At 71.3% G+C, this 24313-nt stretch carries 18 protein-coding genes; 9 read left to right on the forward strand and 9 right to left on the reverse strand.

Going from position 1 to position 24313, the window contains the following annotated elements:
• Positions 1-125 precede the first annotated feature (125 nt).
• The 3 genes from ABZ453_RS26705 to ABZ453_RS26715 form a co-directional block, all read right to left on the reverse strand.
• A complete protein-coding gene (locus ABZ453_RS26705; protein WP_359018422.1) occupies positions 126-893 on the reverse strand; it encodes an enoyl-CoA hydratase-related protein in 768 nt (255 codons plus the stop codon).
• 158 nt (positions 894-1051) lie between these two features.
• Positions 1052-2302, reverse strand: a complete 1251-nt coding sequence (locus tag ABZ453_RS26710; RefSeq protein ID WP_359018424.1) for an Ig-like domain-containing protein — start codon at positions 2300-2302, stop codon at positions 1052-1054.
• A 123-nt stretch (positions 2303-2425) separates the two neighbouring features.
• Positions 2426-3631: an Ig-like domain-containing protein gene (locus ABZ453_RS26715; RefSeq protein ID WP_359018426.1), complete on the reverse strand. Its 1206-nt coding sequence runs from the start codon at positions 3629-3631 to the stop codon at positions 2426-2428.
• A 151-nt stretch (positions 3632-3782) separates the two neighbouring features.
• Here ABZ453_RS26715 and glgX point away from each other — a divergent pair, with 151 nt between their 5' ends.
• Complete coding sequence (glgX, locus tag ABZ453_RS26720) at positions 3783-6017, forward strand: glycogen debranching protein GlgX (RefSeq protein WP_359018428.1); 2235 nt, start codon at positions 3783-3785, stop codon at positions 6015-6017.
• A gap of 75 nt (positions 6018-6092) precedes the next feature.
• On the forward strand, positions 6093-7505 hold the full coding sequence (locus ABZ453_RS26725; RefSeq protein ID WP_359018430.1) for a sulfatase-like hydrolase/transferase: 1413 nt from the start codon (positions 6093-6095) through the stop codon (positions 7503-7505).
• Here ABZ453_RS26725 and ABZ453_RS26730 read toward each other — a convergent pair.
• The 4 genes from ABZ453_RS26730 to ABZ453_RS26745 are packed head-to-tail and all read right to left on the reverse strand — an operon-like array spanning position 7502 to position 11078.
• On the reverse strand, positions 7502-8134 hold the full coding sequence (locus tag ABZ453_RS26730) for a response regulator transcription factor (RefSeq protein ID WP_359018432.1): 633 nt from the start codon (positions 8132-8134) through the stop codon (positions 7502-7504). The genes ABZ453_RS26725 and ABZ453_RS26730 overlap by 4 nt on opposite strands.
• Positions 8124-9392 (reverse strand): sensor histidine kinase, encoded by a 1269-nt coding sequence (locus ABZ453_RS26735; RefSeq protein ID WP_359018434.1) that lies wholly within the window; start codon positions 9390-9392, stop codon positions 8124-8126. The genes ABZ453_RS26730 and ABZ453_RS26735 overlap by 11 nt, the downstream gene beginning before the upstream one ends.
• 25 nt (positions 9393-9417) lie before the next feature.
• Complete coding sequence (locus tag ABZ453_RS26740; protein WP_356769569.1) at positions 9418-10152, reverse strand: ABC transporter permease; 735 nt, start codon at positions 10150-10152, stop codon at positions 9418-9420.
• The gene (locus ABZ453_RS26745; protein ID WP_359018437.1) at positions 10149-11078 is read right to left on the reverse strand and encodes an ABC transporter ATP-binding protein; all 930 of its coding nucleotides are present in this window, start codon (positions 11076-11078) and stop codon (positions 10149-10151) included. The genes ABZ453_RS26740 and ABZ453_RS26745 overlap by 4 nt, the downstream gene beginning before the upstream one ends.
• A gap of 182 nt (positions 11079-11260) precedes the next feature.
• On the opposite strand from ABZ453_RS26745, the gene ABZ453_RS26750 reads away from it, so the two are divergent.
• The 7 genes from ABZ453_RS26750 to ABZ453_RS26780 all read left to right on the forward strand — a co-directional run bounded on the left by ABZ453_RS26750 (position 11261) and on the right by ABZ453_RS26780 (position 23409).
• A complete protein-coding gene (locus tag ABZ453_RS26750; protein ID WP_359018439.1) occupies positions 11261-13042 on the forward strand; it encodes an ABC transporter ATP-binding protein in 1782 nt (593 codons plus the stop codon).
• Positions 13039-14898: an ABC transporter ATP-binding protein gene (locus tag ABZ453_RS26755; protein ID WP_359018441.1), complete on the forward strand. Its 1860-nt coding sequence runs from the start codon at positions 13039-13041 to the stop codon at positions 14896-14898. The genes ABZ453_RS26750 and ABZ453_RS26755 overlap by 4 nt, the downstream gene beginning before the upstream one ends.
• Positions 14899-15010: 112 nt before the next feature.
• Positions 15011-16723: an ABC transporter ATP-binding protein gene (locus ABZ453_RS26760; RefSeq protein ID WP_359018443.1), complete on the forward strand. Its 1713-nt coding sequence runs from the start codon at positions 15011-15013 to the stop codon at positions 16721-16723.
• Between the two features lie 161 nt (positions 16724-16884).
• A complete protein-coding gene (locus tag ABZ453_RS26765; protein WP_359018444.1) occupies positions 16885-18573 on the forward strand; it encodes an ABC transporter ATP-binding protein in 1689 nt (562 codons plus the stop codon).
• 298 nt (positions 18574-18871) lie between these two features.
• Positions 18872-20926, forward strand: a complete 2055-nt coding sequence (locus ABZ453_RS26770; protein WP_359018446.1) for a M4 family metallopeptidase — start codon at positions 18872-18874, stop codon at positions 20924-20926.
• A 242-nt stretch (positions 20927-21168) separates the two neighbouring features.
• Positions 21169-22830, forward strand: coding sequence for a M4 family metallopeptidase (locus tag ABZ453_RS26775; RefSeq protein WP_359018448.1), 1662 nt, complete (start codon positions 21169-21171; stop codon positions 22828-22830).
• A 69-nt stretch (positions 22831-22899) separates the two neighbouring features.
• Complete coding sequence (locus ABZ453_RS26780) at positions 22900-23409, forward strand: DUF1990 domain-containing protein (RefSeq protein WP_359018450.1); 510 nt, start codon at positions 22900-22902, stop codon at positions 23407-23409.
• Positions 23410-23440: 31 nt separating this feature from the next.
• On the opposite strand, the gene ABZ453_RS26785 is transcribed toward ABZ453_RS26780, so the two are convergent.
• Both ABZ453_RS26785 and ABZ453_RS26790 read right to left on the reverse strand, forming a co-directional pair.
• Positions 23441-23815 (reverse strand): DUF6086 family protein, encoded by a 375-nt coding sequence (locus ABZ453_RS26785; RefSeq protein ID WP_359018452.1) that lies wholly within the window; start codon positions 23813-23815, stop codon positions 23441-23443.
• A 7-nt stretch (positions 23816-23822) separates the two neighbouring features.
• Positions 23823-24308 (reverse strand): SitI3 family protein, encoded by a 486-nt coding sequence (locus ABZ453_RS26790; protein ID WP_359018454.1) that lies wholly within the window; start codon positions 24306-24308, stop codon positions 23823-23825.
• Positions 24309-24313 lie beyond the last annotated feature (5 nt).

The following is a 24313-nucleotide window of genomic DNA, read 5'->3' on the forward strand; positions in this document are numbered from 1 at the left end:
CGAAGGCTCAGCTGAAGGCAATCGACGGGGCCCCTCGGCAAGGCAGACTTAAGGTTGCCTTAAGGCTCCCATAAACCGCCCCATCGAGGGACCCCGGATCAGACACCGTGTCAATTGCAAGGGGTTCAGAGGAACTTCGCCTTGCCGGGGCCCTCCTCCACGAAGCTGCGCATGCCCCGCTCCCGGTCCTCGGTGGCGAACAGGCCCGCGAACCAGTTCCGTTCGACCGCGAGCCCGGTCTCGATGTCCGTCTCCAGACCGGTGTCGACCGCCTCCTTCGCGGCCCGCAGCGCGAGCGCCGGGCCCTGCGCCAGCCTCGCCGCCCACTCGTGCGCGGCGGAGTACACCTCGTCGGCCGGGACGACCCGGTCCACCAGACCCAGGGTCAGCGCCTCGTCCGCCTTGACCATCCGGCCGGTGAAGATCAGGTCCTTGGCCTTGGACGGGCCGATCAGCCGGGACAGCCGCTGGGTGCCGCCCGCGCCGGGGATCAGGCCGAGCAGGATCTCCGGCTGGCCGAGCTTGGCGTTGTCCGCGGCGATCCGGTAGTCGGCGCACAGGGCGAGCTCGCAGCCGCCGCCGAGGGCGTAGCCCGTGATCGCCGCGACCACCGGCTTGGGGATGCGGGCGACCGCCGTGAACGAGTCCTGCAGGGCGCGGGCGCGCAGGACCATCGCCGTGTGGTCCATGTTCTGCATCTCCTTGATGTCCGCGCCCGCGGCGAACACCTTCTCCCCGCCGTAGACGATCACGGCCCGGACGTCCCCACGCCGGGTCGCCTCCTCGGCGAGCTCCTTCAGCCGGTCCTGCGTGGCGACGTCCAGGGCGTTCATGGGGGGCCGGTCGAGCCGAATGGTGCCGACACCTTCGGCGACTTCGAGATTCACGGTCATGGAGGCAGGTTAACGGGGACTAACGGCTACGGCCCTGGTGCCGTCGCTCACACTGGGCCGGGGGTCTGGGGGTTGTCCCCCAGGCAGACACAGCACGGGGACCAACGGCAACGGCCCCGGTGCCGTCGCTCACACCGGGGCCGTACGTCGGCGGTCGTCTACTTCTTCCAGTCGCTCCAGGACATGTTCCAGCCGTTGAGGCCGTTGGCCGGGTCGACCGTCTTGTCGTCGGAGTTCTTCACGGTGACCACGTCGCCGATGATGGAGTGGTCGAAGAACCAGGCGCCCGGCACACCGCGGTCGTAGCCACCGCGCTCGTCCCGCAGGCCGATGCAACCGTGGCTGGCGTTGTAGTTGCCGAAGGCGTCGCCACCCCAGTAGTTGCCGTGGGCGAAGGTGCCGGAGTCGGTCAGGCGCATGGCGTCCGGGACGTCCTTGATGTCGTACTCACCGCCGTAGCCGACCGTGTCGCCGTTCATACGGGTCACCCGGAGCTTCTCGCTGATGACCATCTGGCCGTTCCAGGTGTCGTAGCCGGGCTTGCCGGTGGTGACGGGCAGCGTCTTGAAGACCTTGCCGTCGCGCATCACCTTCATGGTGTGCTTCTTGGCGTCCACGATCGAGACCTGGCTGCGGCCGACGGTGAACTTCACGGTCTTGGACTGCTTGCCGTAGACCCCCGGACGGCCTTCCACGCCGTCGAGGTTCAGGCTGACGGTGACCTTGGTGCCGGACTTCCAGTACTGCTCGGGCCGGAAGTCGAGGCGGTCGTTGCCGAACCAGTGGCCCTCGACGTCGACGGCCGGCTCGGTCTTGATGCTGATGGCCTTCTCGACGTCCGCGGGGTGTGTGATGCCCCGGGTGAAGCGGATCGAGAACGGCATCCCGACGCCGACGGTGGAGCCGTCCTCGGGGGTGAAGCTGCCGATGAAGGTGTTCTTCGGGGTGAGCGTGGTGAAGCTGGAGTCCTCGGCCGCCTGCCGGCCCTCGGAGTCCTTGGCGACCGCGTGCACGGTGTACTTGGTGGACGCGGCCAGATGCGTGGCCGGCGTCCAGGAGGCGCCCCCGTCGGTGATGGACCCGGATATGGCCTCGCCCTTGGCGTCCTTGACCTCGACCTGCGTCAACTTCCCCTTGCTCGCGGTGACCTTGAGGGCGCCGCTGGTGTCGACGGAGGTCGCGCCGTCCTTGGGGGCGATGGCGACGACTGCCTCGGACTGCTTGCTCTGCGCGCTGTCCGCGCCCTTGCCCTTGCCGTCGCCGGAACCCGCCCCGGACCCGGAGCCCGAGCCGCCCCCGCCGCACGCGGTGACGGTGAGCAGCAGGGCGCCGAGTATCAGCGCCGAGACCTTCTTGCTCCCCCGCCCGCGTGCGCCCACCGACGCCCCCGATATCGGTCGCACGTTCAACTGGTTCTCCCCTCCCGGACCTGGTCAGGCCCCACCCCTGTGCGCCAGGCGAGCGCATTGGCGCATATTAACCGCGAGGTTTTGAGATTGGTGTCAGCCGAAGGTCACCGTTCTGTCGCAACATCAACTGCCCGCTTTCCACTCCTTCCACCCCATGTTCCACCCGCCGAGGCCGTTGTCGGGAGCGACCTTTTTGTCATTGCTGTGGACGACCTCGACGACGTCCCCGACGAGACTGCGGTCGAAGAACCAGCCGGCGGGGGTGTCGGAGCCGCCGCCCTTGACGTCCCTGAGCCCCACGCAGCCGTGGCTGACGTTGACGTGCCCGGGGGTGTCCGGCGCCCAGTAGTTGCCGTGCACGAAGGTGCCGGAGTCGGTCAGGCGCATGGCGTGCGGGACGTCGGGGATGTCGTACTCGCCGCCGAAGCCGACCGTGCGGCTGTTCATGCGGGTGACCTCGAGCATCTCCATCACCACCATCTTCCCGTTGTAGGTGGTGTGCTTGGGCGAGCCGGCCGTGATGGGCACGGTCGCCAGCAGCGCGCCGTCCCGCCGTACCTCCATGGTGTGCCGGGCCGCGTCGACCAGGGAGACCTGGCTGCGGCCGACGGTGAAGGAGAACGTCTTGTACTGGATGCCGTAGACGCCCCGCGCTCCCTCGACGTCCCGCAGCCGCAGATCGACGGTGACCCGGGTGCCGGGCTTCCAGTAGTGCTCCGGGCGGAAGTCGAGGCGGTCCTTGCCGAACCAGTGCGGGCGGATCTCGACGGCCGGGCGGGCGGTGACCCGGATCGCCCGCTCGACGGCCTCGCGGTTGTCGATCTCCCGGTTGAACCCCAGGGAGACGATCATCCCGGTGCCGACGACCGCGCGGTTCTCGGGGGTGACGTATCCGACGAAGCGCTCGTCGGGGACGTAGGTGGTGAAGGTCGTGTGCCGCGCCGATCTGCGTCCGTGGCCGTCCAGGGCGACCGCGTCGACGGTGTACTTGGCGGCCAGCGCGAGATGCGGGTCGGTCGGCTCCCAGCGCAGTCCGTCGTCGGAGACGCGGCCGGGGACGTCGGTGTCCTGCGCGTCCTGGGACCTGACGACCTTCACCGACTCCAGACGCCCGCTGGGCACCCGGACCACCAGCCGTCGGTCGGGGCGGACGTCCTTGCTGCCGTCGTCGGGGGTGACGCGGATGACGTCCTCGGGGGCCGGGGGTTTGCCGAGCACCTCGTCGATACCGCCGCCGTGCGAAGTGCAGCCGGCCAGCAGTCCTGCCCATGTCAGTACGGCGGCCAGCGCGGCCCCCGCGCGCCGCGCGCGCCTGTGTGCATGCCTCACGGACTCCCCAACGATCAGGCACGCCCTGGGGAAACGTGAGTGCGAGGCAAGGTCTGGGCAGAACTGTGGGGAGGGCGACGCGAAGGGGAGCCGCGGCCGGGACGCCGTACGCTCCTGCCAGGTCGTTCCGGGAGCCGTGGGAGGCGGTCTGGTGTCCAGCGCAGCCGAGCAGGAGGCGGTGACGGAGGAGCACGCCGCTCCGGCCGCCGCCGTGAACGGGGCACCGCGCAGGGTGCCCGCGGTGCCGGTGCGGCCGGGTGCGCCGACCCCGCTGGGGGCCAGGTTCCGGGTCGGTCCGGACGGGGTGGCCGGGACCAACTTCGCGCTGTGGGCGGGCGGGGCGGAGGCGGTGGAGCTGTGCCTGTTCGACGAGGGCGGCAAGGAGACCCGGGCCCGGCTGACCGAGCTCACGCACGAGATCTGGCACGGCTTCGTGCCGGGGGTCATGCCGGGGCAGCGGTACGGCTACCGGGTGCACGGCCGCTGGGACCCGTGGACGGGCGGCCGCTGGAACCCGGCGAAGCTGCTGCTCGACCCGTACGCGCGCGCGGTGGACGGCGACTTCGGCCTGCCGCCCGAGGTGTACGGGCACGTCCGTGACTGGCCGCAGCAGCATGTCGCCGACACCGTCCGCGACGACCGGGACTCGGCGCCGTACGTCCCCAAGGGTGTCGTCGTCCACGACGACGACGACTGGTCGGACGACCGCCGCCCCAAGACCCCGTGGGCGGACTCCGTCATCTACGAACTGCACGTGAGGGGCTTCACCAAGCTGCACCCCGGCATCCCGGAGGAGCTGCGCGGCACGTACGCCGGTCTCGCGCACCCGGCGGCCATCGAGCACCTGGTGAAGCTGGGCGTCACGGCTGTCGAACTGCTCCCCGTCCACCAGTTCGCCCACGAGGACCATCTGCTGCGCCGGGGGCTGAAGAACTACTGGGGCTACAACTCCATCGGCTACTTCGCCCCGCACGCCGCGTACGCCGCCTCCGGCACGACGGGCGGGCAGGTCGGCGAGTTCAAGCGGATGGTGCGCGCGCTGCACGCGGCCGGCATCGAGGTGATCCTGGACGTCGTCTACAACCACACGGCGGAGGCGGGCGAGCTGGGCCCGACGCTCTCCCTGAAGGGCATCGACAACCGCGGCTACTACCGGCTCCAGTCGGACGCGCGCAGGTACGCCGACTACACGGGCTGCGGCAACACCCTGCACGTGGTCCAGCCGCACGTCCTGCGCCTGATCACCGACTCCCTGCGCTACTGGGTGACCGAGATGGGCGTCGACGGCTTCCGCTTCGACCTGGCGGCCGCGCTGGCCCGCTCCATGCACGACGTCGACATGCTGTCGCCGTTCCTCGCGGTGATCGCGCAGGACCCGGTGCTCAGGCGGGTGAAGCTGATCGCCGAGCCGTGGGACGTGGGCTCGGGCGGCTACCAGGTCGGCGCGTTTCCGCCGCTGTGGACGGAGTGGAACGACCGGTACCGCAACGCCGTGCGGGACTTCTGGCGGGGCGCGCTGCCGGACGTACGGGACCTGGGCTACCGCCTGTCCGGCTCCAGCGACCTCTACGCCTGGGGCGGCCGCCGCCCCTACGCCTCGGTCAACTTCGTCACCGCGCACGACGGTTTCACCCTGCGCGACCTGGTGTCGTACGAACGCAAGCACAACGAGGCCAACGGCGAGGGCAATCGGGACGGCACCGACGACAACCGGGCGTGGAACTGCGGGGCCGAGGGCGAGACGGACGACGAGCGCGTCCGCGGGCTCCGGCGCCGTCAGCTGCGCAATCTGCTGACGACCCTGCTGCTGTCGACGGGCGTGCCGATGCTGGTCGCCGGCGACGAACTCGGCCGTACCCAGCGGGGCAACAACAACGCGTACTGCCAGGACAACGAAATCAGCTGGCTGGACTGGGAGCTGCTGGAGCAGCCCGGCTGGCGGGCGCTGTTCGACCTCACCTCCCGGCTGATCGCCCTGCGCCACCGGCATCCGGTGCTGCGCCGCCGCGCCTTCTTCTCGGGCCGCGCCCACTCGGCGGACGGACTGCGCGACCTCGCCTGGTTCACCTCCCGCGGGACGGAGATGACGGAACGCGACTGGTACGCGCCCGCCGGCACGCTGGGCATGTACCTCTCCGGCCGGGACATCCCCGGCCGGGACGAGCACGGCGACCCCATCCTCGACGACAGCTTCCTCGCCGTCCTGCACGCCGGTGACCGTCCCGTCACCTTCCTGCTGCCGGGTCCGCCGTGGGCGGAGCGGTACGAGGTGGTCGTCGACACGTCGGGGGAGACACAGGCGGAGGAGCCGGGGGTGGAGCACCGGGCGGGGACGGCGGTGACGGTGCCGGCCCGGGCGGTGTTGTTGTTGCGGGTGGTGGGCTGAGGCAACGTTGCGGAGCGGTGAAATCCCGGCCGCACCCCTGGCCACGGCTCATCGACGGCTGATCGACTGAGGCACATGTCTGAGATCTCCCGACGTTCCTTCGCCGGGCTGGTCGGGGGTGGTGCCGTGACCGCCGTCGCCGGTGCGGGCACCACCGCCGACGCGGCCCAGGCCACCCCCGCCGAACAGCCCTTCAGAGCCCGGACCACCGCGTCCGGACAGCGCCCCAACCTCCTGGTCGTCCTCGGTGACGACCTCGGCTGGGCCGACCTCTCCTCCTACGGCGCCCCGCACATCAAAACCCCGCACCTGGATCGGCTGGCCCGGCAGGGCTTACGGTTCACCGACGCGTACTCGGGGTCCTCGACCTGCTCGCCGACCCGGTTCAGCCTCTACACCGGGCGGTATCCGGGGCGTACGAAGGGCGGCCTCGCGGAGCCGATCAACGACCGCTCGCAGGGGCTGGACCCGAGTCACCCGACCCTCGCCTCGCTGCTGAGGAAGGCCGGCTACGCCACCGCGCTCATCGGCAAGTGGCACTGCGGCTGGCTGCCCGACCACAGCCCCACCAAGTCGGGCTGGGACGAGTTCTTCGGCAACCACGGCGGTGCCCTGGAGTACTTCTCCAAGCTGGGGCAGCTCGGCGACCACGACCTCTACGAGGGCGACGCCGAGTACAAGGACCTGCGGTACTACACCAACGTGCTGACCGAGCGGGCCGTGGAGTACGTCGGCCGGGACCACGGCCGGCCCTGGCTGCTCAACCTCAACTACACCACCCCGCACTGGCCCTGGCTGGCCGAGGAGGACGCGAAGACCGGCGCGGAGATCGCCGCGCGGATACGAGCCGCCGAGACCCAGGCGGACATCAGCATCGCCCTCAACCACTTCGACGGCGGTTCGGTCGCGAAGTACACGGAGATGGTGGAGAGCCTCGACGCGGCCGTCGGCAAGGTGCTCGCCGCGCTGCGCCGCTCCGGCCAGGAGGAGCACACGCTGGTGTACTTCGCCAGCGACAACGGCGGTGAGCGCTGGTCGTACCTGTGGCCGCTCAGCGGGGAGAAGTTCGTGCTGCAGGAGGGCGGGATCCGCGTTCCGACCATCGTGCGCTGGCCGCACCGGATCGACGGCAACCAGGTCAGCCACGAGCCGAACTTCTCCCCCGACTGGACGGCGACCTTCCTGGAGGTGGCCGACGCCCGCCCCGACCCGGCGTACCCGCTAGACGGCGTCAGCCTCGCCGGATACCTCCTGCGCGGCGAACGGCTCCCGCGGCGCGACCTGTTCTGGCGGGTGCGGGACAACCGGGCGCTCCGGCGCGGCGAGTGGAAGTACTACCAGGACGCCTCCGGGCAGGACTTTCTCTTCGACCTCGGCGCCGACCTGCGCGAGCAGGCCGACCTGTCCGCCGACAAGCCGGAGCTGGTGACCGAGCTCAAGGACAGCTGGGAGAGGATCGCAAGCACCCTGCTGCCCTACCCGGACTAGCCGAGGATGCCCCTCCGGTACGCGGTGGCCACCGCCGCCGCGCGGTCGCTGACGCCCAACTTGGCGTACAGGTGGGTGAGATGGGTCTTCACGGTCGCCTCGCTGATGAACAGTTCGCGGGCGATCTCCCGGTTGGAGGTGCCTCTGGCGACCAGGGCGAGGACCTCGCGCTCCCGATTGGAGAGGGGTTCGTTGCCGGGGGCGCGCACGGCCGAGACCAGGCGGGAGGCGACGGCCGGGGACAGGACGGTACGGCCGTCCGCCGCCGCCCGGACGGCGCTGAACAGCTCGTCGCGGGGAGCGTCCTTGAGGAGGTAGCCGGTGGCACCGGCCTCGATCGCGGGCAGGGTGTCGGAGTCGGTGTCGTACGTCGTCAGGACCAGGACCTTGGCGCGGGCGCCGCGGCGGGTCAGCTCGCGGATGGCGTCCACTCCCCCGCCGCCCGGCATGCGCAGGTCCATCAGGACGACGTCCGGGTCGAGTTCGGCCGCGCGGTCCACGGCCTCGACGCCGTTGGCTGCCTCGCCGAGGACGGTGAAGCCGGGCGCGGACTCGAACATGCCGCGCAGGCCGTCGCGCACGACCGGGTGGTCGTCGACGATCAGCAGGGTCACGAGGTCACTGGTCATGGCGGACCAACGTTACGCGAGCCGACAGCGCCGTGCCGCGCCCCGGCTCGGACTCCACGGTGAGGGTGCCGGCGATGCGTTCGGCGCGGGCGCGCATGCCGTCGAGTCCGAAGCCGCCGGTGCTGGTGCGGGTGGGGACGGTGAGCGGGGCGAAGCCGGTGCCGTCGTCGCGGATGTCGAGGATGACCTCCTCGCCGAGGAAGGAGAGGGTGACACCGACCCGGGTGGCGCGGGCGTGCCGCGCGGCGTTGGACAAGGCCTCCTGGACGATCCGCAGGAGGGTGGCGGAGACCTCCTCGTGGAGCTGTTCGGCGGTGCCGGTGACGGTGAACTCGGCGCGCGCCCCGGTCCGTTCGCCCCATTCGGCGACGGTCTTCTTGAGTGCTTCGGGGAGGCCGTCGTTCTCCAGGGCGACCGGGGCGAGGTTGTGCACGGAGCGGCGGGCCTCGCCGAGGCTGTGCCGGGCCAGTTCCATGGCGCGGTCCAGGTGCCGGCGGGCCGGCTCCCGTTCCGGGGTGTTCGCGACGACCTGGAGCTGGGCGATGATGCCGGTCAGGCCCTGGGCGATGGTGTCGTGGATCTCCGCCGCGAGGCGCCGGCGTTCGTCGGCGACCCCCGCTTCCCGTGCCTGGACGAGGAGTTGGGCGTGCAGGGCGGCGTTCTCGTCCAGGGCCTGCTGCAAGGCGGCGTTGGTGCGCTCGAGTTCCGCGATCGTCTCCTTGCGCTCGTGGGAGCGCTGGGTCTCCTGTGTGGTGAGGTGGGCGACCACCATCTGCAGGCCGGAGTTGAAGAACAGGAGCGCGGCGAACACCAGCCACTGAAGCCCGCTGGTGAACGGCATCCCGCCGGTCTGCGCCGCGGCCACCGTGATGGCGCTCGCGAACAGACCGAGCCGCTGCCATCTGCTGCGCGGGATCGTCTCGTCGGCGTCCATGTAGCCGCTGGCGGCATAGAAGGCGAAGAACGGGTTGAGCCAGGTGAGGGCGAAGGCGAGGGCCCACCGGACGACGTAGTACGCCGTGCCGAGCCGGGACGGCGTACGGGCTCGGTCGGGCCGGCGCAGCCGGTATCCGTGCCACAGCAACTGGAGTACGACCGCGCAGCCGACCAGGGCCCAGCCGGTGTACCACCTGACCGGGTGGGCCCGCGGATCGGCCATGGCGATCGCGGGGCCGAGACCGGTGGCGAGCAGGGCGTAGGGCCCCCACGTGTGCAGCTGATCCCAGCGCCGCTCGATCTGGCTGTCCCTCGCGGTCATCTCCCCAGTCTGCACGGCCCCGTCCCTACTCCCAGCGGAACCAGCGGCCGGCGGCGCCGGTCAGCAGCAGGATCCACACCACCAGCACTCCCAGGTGCCCCCACCCCGGCCAGTGCCCGGCGGCCGCCTGGTTCAGTGCCTGCGCCGCCGCTCCGAAGGGGGTGTACCCGACGATCCTGCCCATCAGATGCGGCATGGACTGCACCGGCAGCCAGACTCCGGCACAGAACATCGCGGGGAAGAACACGGCCGATCCGATCGCGCCGGCGATCTTCGTCGTGCGGGACAGCGCGGACACCACCGATCCGAGGGCGAGGGCGGCCAGTACGGCGAGGACGAGCGCAAGGCCGTATCCGAGGGGCTGCTCGGGCAGTCGTACGTCGAAGCCGAGCCGGCCGACCGCGAGGGCGAGCAGCGCCGACGCGAGGGCGGCGGCGCCGTACACGACCATCTGCGCGGACAGCAGGGCGGACGGGCGGACCGGTGTGGTGGCCATCCGGCGCAGGATGCCGCGCTCCCGGTAGCCGGTGAGGGTCTGCGGCATGGACTGCAAGCCGCCGACGATCAGACCGAGCAGAACGGCCACCGGGACGTAGACGTCGATGGTGCGCAGTCCGCCGAGGTCCTTCTGGTGCTCCCGGAACCCGGGGATCGAGCCGAGGATCACCAGCAGCAGGGTCGGGAAGAGCAGGATCCAGAAGATGGCGCCGGGTTCGCGGCGGAAGAGCCGGACCTCCGTGCGCAGTACGGCGGTGCTCATGACGCTGTCTCCTTGGTGTCGGCCTGCGTGTCGGCCTGTGTCAGGTCGAGGAAGGCGTCGTCGAGCGTGGCGTCCACGACGCGGAGCTGGTGGGCGGTGACGCGGTGGCGGGCGAGGAGGGTGATGACGGCGTTGACGGTCTCGTCGGTGCCGGCCAGCGTGATCCGGCCGTCCTTGTGCTCGACGGACGCGAGCGCGGGGAGGGTCTGGAGGTCACCGTCGTCCAGCGGGGCGGACGGGGTGAAGCTGATGACGGTGGCGCCCGCCGAGCGGCGGATCAGACCGGCCGGGGTGTCCAGGGCGGCCACCCGTCCCTTGTCGATGACGGCGATCCGGTCGCACAGCCGCTGCGCCTCCTCCATGAAGTGGGTGACGAGCAGGACCGTCACCCCGCTCGCCCGGACGTCCTCGATGAGCTGCCAGGTGTCCCGGCGGGCCCGCGGGTCCAGGCCGGTGGTGAGCTCGTCGAGGACGACGACGCGCGGGTTGCCGATCAACGCCAGGGCGATGAACAGGCGTTGTTTCTGACCGCCCGACAGCTTGGCGAACCGGGTGCCGAGCTTCGCGGTGAGGCCCAGGCGCTCGGCGAGCGGCGCCCAGTCGAGCGGGTGCGGATAGAAGGAGGCGTACAGCTCCAGCGCCTCGCGGACGGTGAGCTTGGGCTGCAGCTCGCTCTGCTGCAGCTGGGCGCCGAGCACGCGGGCCACGCGCGCGTGGTCGGCGACGGGGTCGAGGCCGGTGACGCGGACGCGGCCGCCGTCGGGGACGCGCAGTCCCTCGACACACTCGACGGTGGTGGTCTTGCCGGCGCCGTTCGGGCCGAGGATCCCGAAGATCTCGCCCTCCTCGACGGCGAAGGAGACGCCGTCGACGACGGGCCGGCCGCCGTAGGACTTGCGCAGTTCGCTGACTTCGATGACGGACATGGCATCAGGTTCGCGGCGGGCGGCCCGCCGCCACATCGGCCGTCGCGCTCGAAGGCGCATCAGCCGATCGGTTGATGCCGGTGTACGACCCCTCGAACGCGCAGGTCGTAGGACCAGCGGCCGACCCCGGTCCGGCCAAAACTCGGTGGGCGATGTCAGTGCCGGTCCGTACGCTCACCTTGATGCCCACGACACGTGCAACCACCAAGGACCGATCGGCCGTACGAACCCTGCTGCGTCTGTGGCCCTATGTGCGACCCGTGCGGGCGCGGCTGCTGACCGCCGCCGCCGTGGCGGTCCTCGCTTCCTGCGTGGGTCTGGTCATCCCGCTGGTCCTGAAGTGGATGGTGGACGGTCCGGTCGCCGACCGGGACCCGGCCGGCGTGTGGCTGGGCGCGCTGTACCTGCTGCTGCTCGGCGTCGGGGAGGCGGTGCTGTTCGGGCTGCGGCGCTGGCTGGTGGCGCGCCCGCTGTCGAGCGTCGAGGCGGGCATGCGGGCGGATCTGTACCGGCATCTGCAGCGGCTCCCCGTCGCCTTCCACGACCGCTGGGCCTCGGGCCAGTTGCTGTCGCGGGGCACCACGGACCTGATGCTGCTGCGCATGTTCCTGGCCTTCCCGCTGACGTTCCTGCTGGTCAACTTCGTGACCATCCTGATCGGCGTGGTCATCATGGTGCTCCAGGACTGGACGCTGGGGCTGGTGATCCTCGGTCCGGCGGTGCCCGTGATGATCATGTGCGTGATCTTCGAGAGGCGCTACGCCCATGTGGCGCGCCTCGCGCAGGACCAGGTCGGCGATCTGACCACGGTCGTCGAGGAGAGCGTGCTCGGCATCCGGATCATCAAGGGGTTCGGCCGGCACCGCAGCCAGGCGCGGGCGTTCCGGGAGCTGGCGCGGACCCTGCGGGGGACGGAGCTGCGCAAGGCGGGGCTGCTGGCGACGATCTGGGCGGTCATCGTCACCCTGCCCGAGGTCGCCATCGGCGCGGCGCTGGTGGTGGGTGCGGTGCAGGTCGCCGACGGCTCGCTGACCGCGGGGACGCTGGTCGCGTTCCTGTCGACGGCCCTGGCGCTGCGCTGGCCGGTGGAGTCGATCGGCTTCCTGCTGGCGATGAGCCAGGAGGCGGCGACGGCGACCGAGCGGTACTTCGAGGTGATGGACGAGGCACCGGAGGACCCTGCCGTCGGCGCCGACGCACAGCGCTCCGCGGAACGCGGACTGCGCTTCCACGACGTCCGCTTCCGCTACCCCGACGCACCGCCCGACTCCCCGCCCGTCCTCGACCGCGTCGACCTGCACATTCGGCCCGGCGAGTCCATGGCCCTCGTCGGCGCCACCGGGAGCGGCAAGACGACCCTCACCGCGCTCGTCCCCCGCCTGCACGAGGTGACGTCGGGCCGCATCACCCTGGACGGCGCGGACATCGCCGCCATGTCCCGCGAGGAGCTGCGCGCCCAGGTCGCCATGGCCTTCGAGGAGCCAACGCTCTTCTCGGCGAGCGTCGGGCAGAACGTCCTGATGGGCGCGGGCGACAGCGCGGGCGCCGCCGAGCTGAACCGCGCCCTCGCCGTGGCGCAGGCCGACTTCGCGCACACCCTCCCCCAGGGCACCGACACCCAGGTCGGCGAGCAGGGCCTCAGCCTCTCCGGCGGCCAGCGGCAGCGGCTGGCGCTCGCGCGGGCGGTCGTCGGCAGACCGAGGTTCCTGGTCCTGGACGACCCGCTGTCCGCGCTGGACGTGCACACGGAGGCCGCCGTGGAGGCCGCCCTGCGGGACGTCCTCGCCGACACCACCGCCCTGATCGTGGCCCACCGCCCCTCCACCGTCCTGCTCGCCGACCGGGTCGCCCTGCTCTCCGGCGGCCGGATCACCGCCGTCGGCACCCATCACGAACTGCTGCGCACCAACGCCGAGTACGCCCATCTGATGTCCGGCACCGAGGAAGCGGAGGACGAGCGATGACGGCCCCGACGACATCCGTCCCGACGGCCGACGACGAACCGGATCTGCCCCGGCCCAAGGACGCCGGCGACCCCTTCGACCGGGACGTCCTGCCCACTCCCCCGGGCGCCACCCGCGCGCTGCTGCGCTCCCTGCTCGCCCCCATGAAGGCCCGCGTCGCCTTCACCAGCTTCCTGCTGCTGCTCCAGCAGGCGGCGGTGCAGGCGGGCCCGCTGCTGGTGGCGTACGCGATCGACAGCGCCGTACCGGCGTTCCGGCGCGACGACCACGGCCCGCTGATCGCGGTCGGCGCCGGGTACCTGCTGTGCGCGCTGGTCTCCGGCGGGCTGCAGTACGCGTTCGTCATCGCCTCCACCCGCGTCAGCCAGGACGTGCTGCTCGACCTGCGCGGCCGGATCTTCCGCCACGCCCAGGCGCTCAGCATCGACTTCCACGAGCGCTACACGAGCGGCCGCCTGATCTCCCGCTCCACCACGGACGTCGAGTCCCTGCGGGAGCTGCTGAACGAGGGCCTGCAGGAGCTGGTGACGGTCGTCCTGTCGTTCGTCTACATCTCGGCGATGCTGCTCTGGCTGGACCTCGGCCTCGGCGCGGTCGCGGTGGCGTCCTTCGTGCCGCTGTATCTGCTGGTACGGGTCTACCGGCGCCGTGCGGTACGGGTGTACCGGGTGCGCTCCACCGCCATCGCGGCCGTCATCGTGAAGTTCGTCGAGACGATGAACGGCATCCGCCCCGTGCGCGCCTTCCGCCGCGAGGACGCCAACGACGCCGAGTTCCGGGTGCTCAACCGGCGGCACGAACGGGTCAACGGCGACGCGCTGCTGGAGATGGCCCGCTATGTCATCGGCTCGCGTCTGGTCGCCAACACGGCGGTGGCGGTGATCGTGCTGTGGGGCGCCTACCGGGTCGCGGGCGGCTCGCTCGAACTGGGCGTGCTGGCCGCGGCGGTGCTCTATCTGCGCCGCCTGTACGACCCGATCGACCGGCTCGGCATGTTCCTGAACTCCTACCAGTCGGCGGCCGCCTCCCTGGAGAAGATCGCCGGGCTGCTCGCCCAGACCCCGTCCGTCCCCGCCCCCTCCGAGCCCCGGGAACTGCCGCCCCTCAAGAGCGAACACCCGGGCCGCGAGGTCGTCTTCGACGGTGTCCGCTTCGGCTACCGCACCGGCGGCGAGGTCCTGCCCCGCTTCGACCTGACCCTCCCCTCCGGGCAGACGGTCGCCGTCGTCGGCTCGACGGGCGCCGGCAAGTCGACGCTGGCCAAGCTGCTCGCCCGCTTCTACGACCCCTCCGACGGACGGGTGCTCCTGGACGGCGTCGACCTGCGCGACCTGTCCGTGCCCGAACTGCGGCGCGGGGTGGTGATGGTGACGCAGGAGGCGTTCCTGTTCTCCGGCACGGTCGCCGAGAACATCGCCATCGGGCGGCCGGACGCGACCCGGGAGGAGATCGAGCGGGCCGCGAAGGCGATCGGCGCGCACGAGTTCATCAGCTCGCTGCCCGACGGCTACGACACCGACGTACGCAAGCGCGGCGGGCGCATTTCGGCGGGGCAGCGCCAACTGGTGGCCTTCGCCCGCGCCCTGCTCGCCGACCCGGCCGTGCTCATCCTCGACGAGGCGACCAGCTCCCTCGACATCCCGGGCGAACGGGCCGTGCAGCGCGCCATGCTGACCGTGCTGCGCGGCCGTACGGCCGTGGTGATCGCGCACCGGCTGTCAACGGTGGAGATCGCGGACCGGGTCCTGGTCATGGAGCACGGCCGCATCGTCGAGGACGGCACCCCGGCCGACCTCATCGCCGGCACGGGCCGCTTCGCCGATCTGCACCGGGCATGGCGCGACAGCCTGGCGTGACTCCCGGGCTCCGCGCCCCGGGGATTAATTCGATGGGCAACCCGTCCTCACCGTCGGTAACCTCCAAGTCCGCCGGGGCAAGAGGAATCCGCGAATCCGGAAGCGGGGAAGCATGATCGACGCGTACGAGGAGCCGGGCGAGCCCGACCGTCGCGGCGGGGCTCGCTATCTGCTCTGGCTGGTGCGGTGCCAGCCCGGCCGCTCGCTCGCCGGTGCGGTGCTCGGCAGCGTCTGGATGGTGCTGCTGGCCGCCACGCCGTATCTCCTCTCCCGGGCGATCGACCAGGGCCTCGAACCCGGCGACTACCCGGCCCTCGCCCGCTGGACGGCCGCCCTGATCGCGGTCGGGGCCTTCAACGCCTGGCTGAGCATCATGCGGCACCGCACTATGACCCGGGTGCGGATGGACGCCAACTTCCGCACGGTGAAGGTGATCGTGGGACAGGCGGTCCGCCTGGGAGCCGCGCTGCACCGCCGGGTGGGGACGGGCGAGGTCGTCACCATCGGGGTGGGCGACGTCCAGACGATCAGCCAGTCACTCACCGTGGTCGGTCCCGGGGTCGGCGCCGTCGTGGCGTATCTGGTGGTGGCCGGCCTCCTGCTCGCCGTCTCGCCCCTCATCGCGGCCGTCGTCCTGCTCGGGCTCCCCCTCATCGTCGTCCTCGTCGGACCGCTGCTCGCCCGGCTGCAGGGCGCCGAGACGGAGTACCGGGAGCGGCAGGGCGTCCTCACGGCCCGTATCGCCGACCTCGCGGGCGGACTGCGCGTCCTCAACGGCCTCGGCGGCAAGGGCCTGTTCGCGGACGCCTTCCAGCGCGACTCGCAGCACCTGCGCCGCCAGGGCTACCGGGTCGGCGCGGTCACCAGCTGGGTCCAGGCCCTCGGCGTCGGCCTGCCCACCCTCTTCCTCGCCGTCGTCACCTGGCTCGCCGCCCGCCTCGCCGCCCAGGGCTCCATCACCATCGGCGAGTTGGTCTCCGTCTACGGCTATGTCGCGGTCCTGGTCGGCCCGGTGGCCTTCTGGGTCGAGTGCGGCTACCAGATCAGCCGGGGCCTGGTCTCGGCCCGCCGGGTCGTACGGTTCCTGCGCCTGGAGCCGCTGACGGACACCGGCACCCGCGACGCGCCCGCCGAGCCGTCGGCACTGCACGACCCGCAGTCCGGTGTGCGGGTGGCCCCGGGCCGTCTCACCGCCCTGGCGTGTGCCCGCCCGGCCGACGCGGCCGCGGTGGTCGACCGCCTCGGCCGCTACACGCCCTCCACGGCCACCTGGGGCGGCGTCCCGCTCGACGAGATCGCCCTGAAGCAGGTCAGGGAGCACATCCTGGTCGCCGACCACGAGGCCGACCTGTTCGCGGAACCGCTGCGGTCCCTGATCTCTGGACGCGAGGAACGCCGGGAGCAGGACATCGAACGGGCCGTGCGCGCAGCGGTCGCGGAGGACATCGTCCAGGGCCTCCCCGACGGCCTCGACTCCCCGATCGACGCACAGGCCCGCAACCTCTCCGGCGGCCAACGCCAACGCGTCCGACTGACCCGCGCCCTGCTCGCCGCCCCCGAGATCCTCCTCGCCGTCGAACCGACGTCGGCCCTGGACGCCCACACGGAGGCCCGGGTGGCACAGCGGCTGAGGGAGGCGCGGGAGGGCCGTACGACCCTCGTCACGACCACGTCCCCGCTGGTCCTTGACCGGGCGGACGTCGTGTACTTCCTGGTGGAGGGCAAGGTGGAGGCTGTGGGCACCCATCGTGAGTTGGTCGAAGGAGCGTCGGGCTACCGGGCGCTGGTTGCCCGGGACGAAGACGCCGAGGAGGCATTGAGGTGACAGCCGGACAACTCCCTCAGGGGCGCGGGGCTGTGTCAGTCAGCGGCTCCGCCGCGGGGCGCGACCAGCCCCAGCGCTCCCGCACCCGGCCACGCACCGGACCCCCCGAGCTCTCCCCGTCCAAACTCCCCGTAGCCGCCCCCCAAGACGTCCGCCGAGCAATGTTCCGCCTCCTCCGCGCGGACGCAAAGGCATTCACCGCCACCCTCACCCTCAACGCCCTCGCCGCCGCGGCGGGCCTCGCCGGCCCCTACCTGGTCGGCCGCATCGTCGACGACGTCCGCGCAGGCAAGGGCGTGGGCGCCGTCGACCACCTCGCCCTGGCCATCCTGCTCTGCTCCGTCGCCCAGCTCATGCTGGCCCGCTGGGCCCGCTACACAGGCCACCGCTTCGGCGAACGCACCCTCGCCCGCGTCCGCGAACAGTTCGTCGACCGCGCCCTCGCCCTCCCCGCCGCCGTGGTGGAACGCGCCGGCGCCGGCGACCTCACGGCCCGCGGCACGGCGGACGTCGCCCTGGTCGGCACCACCCTGCGCGACGTCGGCCCGGACCTGCTGGTCAACGGCGTTCAGGCGCTGTTCCTGCTCGGCGCGGTGTTCGCCCTGAACCCCCTGCTCGGCGCCTGCGGACTGCTCGGGCTGGTCGGCATCTGGTGCGCCCTGCGCTGGTATCTGGCCAGGGCGCGGGCGGGCTACCTCGCCGAGGGGGCAGCCACCTCCGACGTCGCCGAGATCCTCGCGGCCACGGCATCCGGCGCCCGAACGGTCGAGGCGCTGCGCCTGGAGAAGCGCCGTGTCTCGGCGAGCCGCGACGCCCTGGAGACCTCCCGCCGCACCCGCCTCCACACCCTGTTCCTGCGCACCGTGTTCTTCCCGTCGGTCGAGATCTGCTACCTCGTCCCGGTCGCCTCCGTCCTCCTCGTCGGCGGCCTGCTGCACGACCGCGGCACCCTCAGCCTGGGCGCGGTCGTCACGGCGGCGCTGTATCTGCAGCGGCTCAGCGGCCCCCTCGACGAGATCCTGATGCGGGTCGAGCAACTGCAGAACAGCGGCGCCTCGTTCGCCCGCGTGGAGGGGCTGGCCCGGGCCCCGCGGACGGAGACGACGGACGCCGCCGCACCGGCCGGCGACCGGATCGACGTGAGCGGGGTGCGGTACGCCTACGACCGCGGCGGCGAGGTGCTGCGCGGGGTCGACCTGACGGTGCGGCCCGGTGAGCGGCTGGCCGTCGTCGGCCCGTCCGGCGCGGGGAAGACGACCCTCAGCCGGCTCCTCGCGGGCGTCGACGCGCCGACCGAGGGCACGGTGACCGTGGGCGGGGTGCCCGTCGTCGAGCTCGGCCCCGAGCAGCTGCGCCGGCAGGTCGTCCTGGTCACCCAGGAGCACCACGTCTTCCTCGGCACCGTCCGCGACAACCTCCGTATCGCCGAACCAGCCGCGTCCGACGCGGAGTTGTGGGCGGCGCTCACGGCCGTGGGCGCCGACGAGTGGGTGCGGGAGCTGCCGGACGGTCTCGACACGAGGCTCGGCGAGGGGGGCCGTCGTACGGACGGCTCCCAGGCGCAGCAACTCGCCCTCGCCCGGGTGGTGCTGGCCGACCCGCACACGCTGATCCTCGACGAGGCGACCGCGCTGCTGGACCCGACGACCGCCCGGCACACCGAGCGCGCCCTAGCGGCCGTGCTGGAGGGCCGTACCGTCATCGCCATCGCCCACCGTCTGCACACCGCCCATGACGCGGACCGCGTGGCGGTCATGGAGGACGGCCTCCTCACCGAACTCGGCACGCACGAGGAGCTGGTGACCGCGGAGGGGGCGTACGCGGCGTTGTGGCGGACCTGGCACGGCTGACCCCGCACCAGGGGCGCCGGGCGACCGCTACAGCTCGGGCGCCGGAACCGACCGGTCCACCGCGGGCGCCGGGCGACCGGCCAATGGTCCGCATACCGAACATGAACCTCCGGACAACGAACCATTTCCGGCCAACTTCCTGACGCGGTCCTGACAGAAACCGCAGACTGCTGCCACCCTTCCCACAGCTTCAACACAGCAACCCCACAGCTCCACCCCCAGTTCTGCCCGGACGGTCGACCCACCGTCCGGATCTCCCCTGGCCGCGCACCCCGTGGCCATGCAGAAGGAGTCAGTGTTGAGAAGCAGTTCCTCTCGCAGACGCACCTCCCACACCGCGCACCGCCGGGCCGCCGCCGTGGCCCTCGCCGGGGTCACCGCCCTGCTCGCCGCGGCCGTCCAGTCGGGCGCCGCGTCCGCCGCCCCCGCCCAGAAGGCGCCGTCGGCCGCGGTGAAGGGCAATCCCGCCCACGCGGCCGTGCACCTGTCCCCCTCGCAGCGCGCCGAGCTGCTGCGCGACGCCGACACCGCCCGCGCGCAGACCGCCCGGGACATCGGCCTGGGCGCCAAGGAGAAGCTGATAGCCCGGGACGTCGTCAAGGACGCGGACGGCACCGTGCACACCCGCTACGAGCGCACCTACGGCGGACTGCCGGTCCTCGGCGGCGACCTGGTCGTCGACACCGCCAAGTCGGGCGCCACCAAGGACGTCATCAAGGCGACGAACGCGGCGATCAAGGTCGCGGACCTGACCCCGGACATCACGAAGGCGGCCGCCGAGAAGCAGGCCGTCAGCCGGGCGAAGGCCCTCGGCGGCACCAAGGCGAGCGCCGACGGCGCCCGCGAGGTCGTCTGGGCGGCGAGCGGCAAGCCCGTCCTGGCGTACGAGACCGTCATCGGCGGCTTCCAGGACGACGGCACGCCGAACCAGCTGCACGTCATCACGGACGCGACCACGGGCAAGAAGCTCTTCGAGTACCAGGGCATCGAGACGGCGACCGGCGTCGGCAACACCCAGTACAGCGGCACGGTCTCGCTGACCACGACCCAGTCGGGCTCGAACTACACGCTGACCGACGGCGACCGCGGCGGCCACAAGACGTACAACCTGAACCACGGTACGTCCGGCACCGGCACGCTGTTCTCGCAGACGTCCAACACCTGGGGCAACGGGACCACGTCGAACGCCGCGACGGCGGGCGCCGACGCGCACTACGGGGCCGCGGAGACCTGGGACTTCTACAAGAACACCTTCGGCCGCAGCGGCATCAAGAACAACGGCGTCGGCGCCTACTCCCGCGTCCACTACGGCAACTCGTACGTGAACGCGTTCTGGGACGACAGCTGCTTCTGCATGACCTACGGCGACGGCTCCGGCAACGCGGACCCGCTGACCGCCATCGACGTGGCCGGCCACGAGATGAGCCACGGTGTCACGTCGAACACCGCGGGCCTCAACTACAGCGGTGAGTCGGGCGGGTTGAACGAGGCCACCTCCGACATCTTCGGCACCGGCGTGGAGTTCTACGCCAACAACTCGACCGACGTCGGCGACTACCTCATCGGCGAGAAGATCGACATCAACGGCGACGGCACCCCGCTGCGCTACATGGACAAGCCCAGCAAGGACGGCTCGTCCAAGGACAGCTGGTACTCGGGACTCGGCAACCTGGACGTGCACTACTCGTCCGGTCCCGCCAACCACTTCTTCTATCTGCTGAGCGAGGGCAGCGGCGCCAAGGTCATCAACGGCGTCAGCTACAACTCGCCCACCGCGGACGGGCTTCCGGTCACCGGCATCGGCCGGGACAAGGCGCTGCAGATCTGGTACCGGGCGCTGACCACCAAGTTCACGTCCACCACCAACTACGCCTCCGCCCGCACCGGCACCCTCGCGGCGGCCGGTGAGCTGTACGGCACGACGAGCGCCGAGTACAAGGCGGTGCAGGACGCCTGGGCGGCCATCGCGGTCGGCTCGCGCTCCGGCGGGGGCGGCGGAGGCGGGACGTCGTACGAGAACACGACACCCGTGTCGATCCCGGACAACGGCCCCGCCGTCACCTCCTCGATCACCGTCTCGGGCAGGAGCGGAAACGCGCCAAGCAACCTTCAGGTGAGTGTCGATATCACCCACACCTGGCGGGGTGACCTGGTGATCGATCTGCTGGGTCCGTCGGGCACCGCGTACCGCCTGAAGAACTTCAGCTCCTCCGACTCGGCGGACAACGTCCAGGCGACCTACACGGTCAACGCCTCGTCCGAAACAGCCAACGGGACCTGGAAGTTGCGGGTCCAGGACCAGGCGGCACAAGACGTCGGGACGATCAACAGCTGGAAGCTGACGTTCCCGTAGACCGCGGGTGACGGCATCGGAACGAGGGCGCCGCCCCGGGGGTCCCACTCCCCGGGGCGGCGCCCGTTTACATTCCTGAAACGTTCACCGGGGAGACGGTTTTCGGCCAACATCACGTCGGGGTCATGACATGTACGCGCCCCTGGTGCCACGCTTCCTCACAACCGCCGCACAACTTCACTGCACCCCCTCGTCCGGCTGCCCCACGCCGGGTGAGGACTCCCCCACCACAAGGAGCTTGTGTGACCCCCCTCTACGCGCGTCACAAGCGCACGACTCTGGCCATCGCGACCGCCGTTGCCGCCGGAGCCCTCCTCACCACCGGTCTGACCACCGGTGCGGCCTCCGCCCAGACCCAGGCGGGCACGGCCATCGCACACCCGGCCGCCGCACCGACCCTGCTGTCGGCCGCCGCACGCACCTCGCTCATCCAGAAGGCCCAGGCCGACGTCGCCGAGACGGCCCAGCAGATAGGCCTCGGCGCCAAGGAGAAGCTGGTCGTCAAGGACGTCGTCAGGGACGCCGACGGCACCGTCCACACCCGCTACGAGCGCACCTACGCGGGCCTGCCGGTCCTCGGCGGCGACCTCGTGGTGCACACCTCGAAGGCCGGTAAGGCCGAGGGCGTCACCAGAGCCACCAAGGCGGCCATCAAGGTCGCCTCGCTCAAGCCGCAGATCACCGCCGCCACGGCGGAGAAGCAGGCCGTGTCCGCCGCCAAGACGCTCGGCTCCGCCAAGTCCACCGCGGACGGCGCCCGCAAGGTGATCTGGGCCGGCTCCGGCACGCCCGTCCTCGCCTACGAGACCGTCGTCGGCGGTCTGCAGGACGACGGCACCCCGAACCAGCTGCACGTCATCACCGACGCCGCGACCGGCAAGAAGCTCTTCGAGTACCAGGGCATCGAGAACGCGACCGGCACCGGCAAGACGCTGTACTCGGGCACGGTCAGCCTGACCACCACGCTGTCGGGTTCGACGTACTCGCTGGCCGACGCCTCGCGCGGCAACCACAAGACGTACAACCTGAAGCACGGCACGTCGGGCACCGGGACGCTGTTCACCAACACCACCAACACCTGGGGCACCGGCACCGCCTCCAGCTCCAGCACCGACGTGACGGCCGCCGCGGACGCCGCCTACGGCGCGCAGGAGACGTGGGACTTCTACAAGGCCACCTTCGGCCGCAGCGGCATCAAGAACGACGGTGTCGGCGCCTACTCCCGGGTCCACTACAGCAGCAACTACGTCAACGCCTTCTGGGACGACAGCTGCTTCTGCATGACCTACGGCGACGGTGACGGCAACACCCACCCGCTGACCTCGCTGGACGTGGCCGGCCACGAGATGAGCCACGGTGTCACCTCGAACACCGCCGGCCTCAACTACTCGGGTGAGTCGGGCGGTCTGAACGAGGCCACCTCCGACATCTTCGGCACCGGCGTGGAGTTCTACGCCGCCAACGCCTCCGACCCGGGTGACTACCTGATCGGCGAGAAGATCGACATCAACGGCGACGGCAGCCCGCTGCGCTACATGGACAAGCCCAGCAAGGACGGCGGCAGCGCCGACTACTGGTCCTCGTCCGTGAAGAACCTCGACGTGCACTACTCGTCGGGTGTCGCCAACCACTTCTTCTACCTGCTGTCCGAGGGCAGCGGCTCGAAGACGATCAACGGGGTGAGCTACAACTCGCCGACGTACAGCGGCTCCACGGTCACCGGCATCGGCCGCGCCAAGGCGCTGCAGATCTGGTACAAGGCTCTGACGACGTACTTCACGTCGACGACCAACTACAAGTCGGCCCGCACCGGCACGCTGAGCGCCGCGGCCGCCCTGTACGGCTCCGGCAGCACCGAGTACAACGCGGTGGCGGCCGCCTGGTCCGCCGTCAACGTGAGCTGACCCGAGGGGGGTTGGCGGGCGGTACCCGGGACGCAGGCGGTCCCGGGTACCGCCCTACCCTTGTGTCCCATGTCCTTCACGTACCAAGACGTCGGCGCGACTCGTCGGGCCGGCTTCTGCCCGCCGGGCTTCCACTCCCTGCATGTGCGGTCCCGGATCGGCGAGGGCGAGAAGGTCTTCCGCAGAGCCGCCGACGCGGTGCTGACCTGGGAGATGCACCGCGAGCTCGGCGTCGGAATCGACACGGCGGCGGAGCGGGCCGCGCCGGACGTCGACGTCACCGTCACCCTCGCCGGCGTGATCAAGGCGCCCTGCCGGGTCGTCTACACGGTCGAGGAACCCCGCCGCGCCGGCTGGGCCTACGGCACGCTGGCCGGCCACCCGGAGTGCGGCGAGGAGTCCTTCCTGGTGGAGCGCACCGGCGACGGCACGGTCTGGCTGACCGTGACCGCCTTCAGCCGCGCCGCCAAGTGGTACGCGAAGGCCGGCGGCCCGGCGACCCGGGGGCTGCAGAACGCCTACGCCCGGCGCTGCGGGAAGATCCTGCGGAAACTCTGCGCCGACGTCTCGGAGTGGTGACCCCTCGCACGCGTCGCAGCGGGGCCGGCGGTCACACGGGCATCGCTCGCGCGTGCTGGTCGCGCAGCGCCGCCCAGGCCCGCTCCTGAGCCGGCCCGGGCATCGCGGGGGCGGGACGGCCGGCCCGGTCGATGAGCACCAGGGACGTGGCGACGAAGCCGAGGCTGAGGGACCGGAGGATTCCCTGGTCGGTGGTGCCGAACCGGTCGACGACCGCGGCGCAGAGCGCTCCGAAGTCCCGGAAATCGATGACGCACACACCGTCGACGGGGTCGCCGATGCCCGAGTCGACGTCGAACACGTGGGAGAAGACCTCGGCGGTCCCGACGAAGGCACGAGCCACTTCGGAACTGGGGCACCAGAGGTCCCGGCCGGGTTGGTCGCTGGAACGAAAACGGAACGTCACTGGCGGCTCAGTCCAGGTCCATGCTGTGGGTCTGCCGGCGGTGGGGCTGTGTCACGAGGGCCAGCCGCCGGGGAGGCCAGATGTCCTCCCGCTCGCTGAGGCTCAGCTCGCCGTCCTTGCGGAGCAGCCAGACCACCTCGAACTGGAAGTGCAGCACGGCGTCGCCCTCCACGCGTGCCAGCAGGGGCGCGACGAGCCGGATCATGTCGTCCTGCTGGTCCGCGACCTCGACTCCCTTGGCCATGCGGAATCCCACGGCCACCGTGGGGGTGAACCCGAAGGCGGTGACGACCGGGTGCCACGGCTGCGGCGGCCGCTCCGCGACCACACGGATCCAGGTGCCCAGTCGGGTGGGGGCTCCTTCCTCGACGAGCCGCTCCCCCGTGACCGACTCGTCGAAGAGCCCGGTTTCCCTGCCGATTTCCTCCAGCCGGGTCGCAACCTCCTTGGCGGACACGGGGGTCGCGAGATCAAGGTCGTATTCGATCGCCATACGTT

Source organism: Streptomyces sp. NPDC005799, assembly GCF_040630525.1.
GTDB classification, from domain to species: Bacteria; Actinomycetota; Actinomycetes; order Streptomycetales; family Streptomycetaceae; genus Streptomyces; species Streptomyces griseorubiginosus_B.